The sequence below is a fragment of the Nostoc sp. genome (genome assembly GCF_035638895.1).
Classification (GTDB): domain Bacteria; phylum Cyanobacteriota; class Cyanobacteriia; order Cyanobacteriales; family Nostocaceae; genus Nostoc.
The window spans coordinates 1-3,277 of sequence record NZ_DASQZC010000347.1; the positions used below are offsets into that span (position 1 = coordinate 1).

Genomic DNA, 3,277 nt, shown 5'->3' on the forward strand with positions numbered 1-3,277 from the left:
GCGTTCACGGAGTTAAGCACCTGTCTATACATACTGCTAGACTAAAAACACATCTTCGAGGGATTTAGGAGCTATGAGCTACTCAACTACTCAACTACTTACCTTGGAAGAATTTCTGAAGCTCCCAGAAACAAAGCCTGCAAGTGAATATATTAACGGTGAGATTATTCCTAAGCCAATGCCGAAAGGAAGACACAGCCGCTTCCAAGGCAAACTCGGCGCTGTTGTTAATGAAGTTACAGAGAATCAGAAAATTGCCTATGCATTTCCCGAATTACGGTGTAGTTTTGGGGAACGCTCAATTGTACCTGATGTAGCTGTATTTCAATGGGGACGCATACCGCGCGAAAAGTTTTCTTTAGCTGATGCCTTCAAAGAACTACGTCAGATAGCTGCTGAAGAAGATTATATTCTCGAAATACCCTCCCGCCAAGACCGTCCAAACCCTTTCGCTGATGCCATCGATGACTTTTCTGTGTGACACTAACATTATCAGCGAATTAGTAAGACTACAACCTAACTCTGGTGTAGTGAAATGGGCAGAAAAAGTTTCCTCAATAGTTCTGAGTGCAATCACCGTTGAAGAAATATTTTACGGACTGACATCCAAGCCTAACCCTAGAATTCAAATATGGTTCGAGAAATTTTTAGAAAATAACTGTCAAGTATTGCCTATCACCATTGAAATTGCCAAGCGCTCTGGTGAATTACGAGGTCAACCAAGATTAAGTGGGAAAACACACACCTAAGCAGATATGATGATTGCTGCTACTGCTCAAATTCATCAATTGACTTTAGTAACGCGCAACATCCGAGATTTTGACGGTTGCGGTATCCCACTTTTGAATCCTTTTAGTTAATTAACTCAACTGTGCCACAAGTTGATTTTCCAACAGCGTATCATTCGTTAACAAGTCTTCAACAGTGATTCGCAAAAACCGTTGCTCATCAACTTGAAAGAGAATTTTGATCCGATCGCTTCCAGGATATCCGGCTGGTGTCAGTTGGGCAATCGTTCTCGCGCCTTCTTGATCATTGAGAGGTTTGACGCTGGTTTCACTATTGTCCATACGGCGAGTAATTAAGCGATCGCCATCAAAATAAACTTCAGTACTACCCGTATCTGCTCCCAATTCTCCCATAATTAGTTCAATGCTGGGCTGATTTTCCAGTGAAGCGCCTAAGACTAATTCCACTGGCTGACTCATCGGGTATGCTTGCCCAGCTTTAATTAAAGAATGCCATTTGTGACGCTGATTGCGACGATCCCAGTAGCGGATACCATAACTATGATACAGAAAGTCTTTGATTTGTATCCCTTGTGCTAACTGTAATGCACCTTGAGCGATCGCTTCAAAGGGACGTTCGCAACGGATTTTTTCTGGCTCAAAATACTGTTTGATCCATGTCTGCACTGCTGGCAATTGCACTGTCCCACCAACTAACAAAACTGCATTAATATCTGGAAGTTCTATGCCTTGGCGTTTTGCTTGCTGCAACAGTATCGTCATCGACTCATCTAGTAACTCAAAAAATGCATGTTCTTTGAGGATATCTTCAAAAGTGTCGCGGTTTAGTTCCAGTTCGTAGCTTTCAAATGTCTCATCATCAAAATAAACTTCACTAGCTTGGTTTTGGGTTGATAGCTGGATTTTTACCCGTTCTGCCAATCTTGTTGTCAACGGACTTATTGCCAATTCTTGAGTTTTGGCAAAGTAATCTACTAACCAATTATCAATATCAGTACCGCCCAAATTTTGCCCAGCTTTCGCCAGGACACGGGCAGTTTTAACTTTTTGTTTTGAATCTTCAGCCAGAGACTTATTACCCCACTTGAGGAGAAATCCGAGCGGCTTTGTAGTTGCTTGCACGCCTTGATCCAACTGGACAAGGGATAAATCCAAAGTGCCGCCGCCAAAGTCAATCACCAAGAGAATTTCTTGATCTGCCAAGCCATAACCCAAGGCGGCGGCTGTGGGTTCATCCAACATCCGCACTTGTTCAACGGGGAGGGCTTGACAAACTGTCCCCAACCAGTGACGATAAGCTTCAAAACTGTCTACAGGTACGGTTAACACAAGAGAATCTAACCCCCCTTCCAAGGGTGCTAGTTCTTCAATTACTTTGGTGAGGAACCATTGCCCTACTTGCTCAAAGGTGACAGTTTGTCCATCTAGTTCGGGTAAGAAACCTTGGATATCTGCACCGATACCGCGTTTGAAACTGCGGAAAAATCGGGTTTCCCCTTTGAGGTCAAGACCGCGATCGCGTACTTGTTGCCCTACTAAGACTTGATTTTTTGTTGCGTCTTCGACATAAACCAAGCTGGGAATCAGTGGTGGATTGAGACTTTGTTTAATTGATAAACCTGGTAAATTCAGGGTTTCTGGCTGTTGGGTTACAGGGTTCCAACGAGCAATGACTGTGTTGCTAGTACCAAAATCGATTGCGATCGCCATATTTTATATTTATTATCTCGCATAAAGAAGCCAGAGCTGCTTTATCTCTGATTATTCTCTATAAGCTATCAAGAAAGCAAATACGCCCATAGGCATACTTCTTTGCATCCCAACCCAGATATAGATTCAGTCTGTTGCAGCGAATACTTCGCTGCAACGGATAGCAGAGTTAGACAATTAGTGGGGAGTGAGGGGAGAGTAAAGCTAAGAGAAAAGCCTACTGTGTATATATACGGTAGGCTTTATTATTTCAATTATTACTTATTGCTTCTCTCTTGCAAGTAATCTCCAGAATTTTTCCAATAGTTATAAGCGGTTACGTCTAAGGAAATTTTTTATTTTCAATAAGACCCGGCTTGCTATTGTTGCAGTTTTCTTGCTGCTTCTTCTGTGTTTTTTTGAACGTTGAGACTCAACTGATCCTGCTAATGATCCGAGATCGCCAAGAGAAATAATATTTTTATAGTTTATTTTTTTAAAATTCATATTTTTTTAATAATTTATAGAAATGTATGCTCCTTCACTGTCACTGAAGAACATATTCCTATAGTATCATTTTTAACTAGGAAATATTAAGTTATAAATTGAAGATTATAATTTATCCAAGAGGGCGAGAAGCGACAAGCAACATACTAGGCAAGATATCAAACTAAGGTCAAAAGGAAAATATGGCAAATCTACTTACGTAGATTACATTGTTAAACTTCCTGAGCGATCGCTGGAGGAGTTTTGTCGCTGGGTGTACCGCTTTATGGGCAATGCTCAGTTCATCTCTCCTCAACATCTAGCTGAACAACACCAGAAATTTGCTCGTGCAT

General features: G+C 41.4%; 2 protein-coding genes and 1 pseudogene. 2 read left to right on the plus strand and 1 reads right to left on the minus strand.

The window, feature by feature from the left end; all coding sequences use genetic code 11:
• Positions 1 to 73: 73 nt before the first annotated feature.
• Positions 74 to 343: pseudogene (locus VE944_RS16925) on the plus strand (Uma2 family endonuclease); the annotation flags it as partial.
• A 112-nt stretch (positions 344 to 455) separates the two neighbouring features.
• Complete coding sequence (locus tag VE944_RS16930; protein ID WP_324979073.1) at positions 456 to 749, plus strand: PIN domain-containing protein; 294 nt, start codon at positions 456 to 458, stop codon at positions 747 to 749.
• Positions 750 to 860: 111 nt separating this feature from the next.
• Here VE944_RS16930 and VE944_RS16935 read toward each other — a convergent pair whose 3' ends face one another.
• Complete coding sequence (locus VE944_RS16935) at positions 861 to 2,459, minus strand: Hsp70 family protein (protein WP_324979075.1); 1,599 nt, start codon at positions 2,457 to 2,459, stop codon at positions 861 to 863.
• Positions 2,460 to 3,277: the final 818 nt, after the last annotated feature.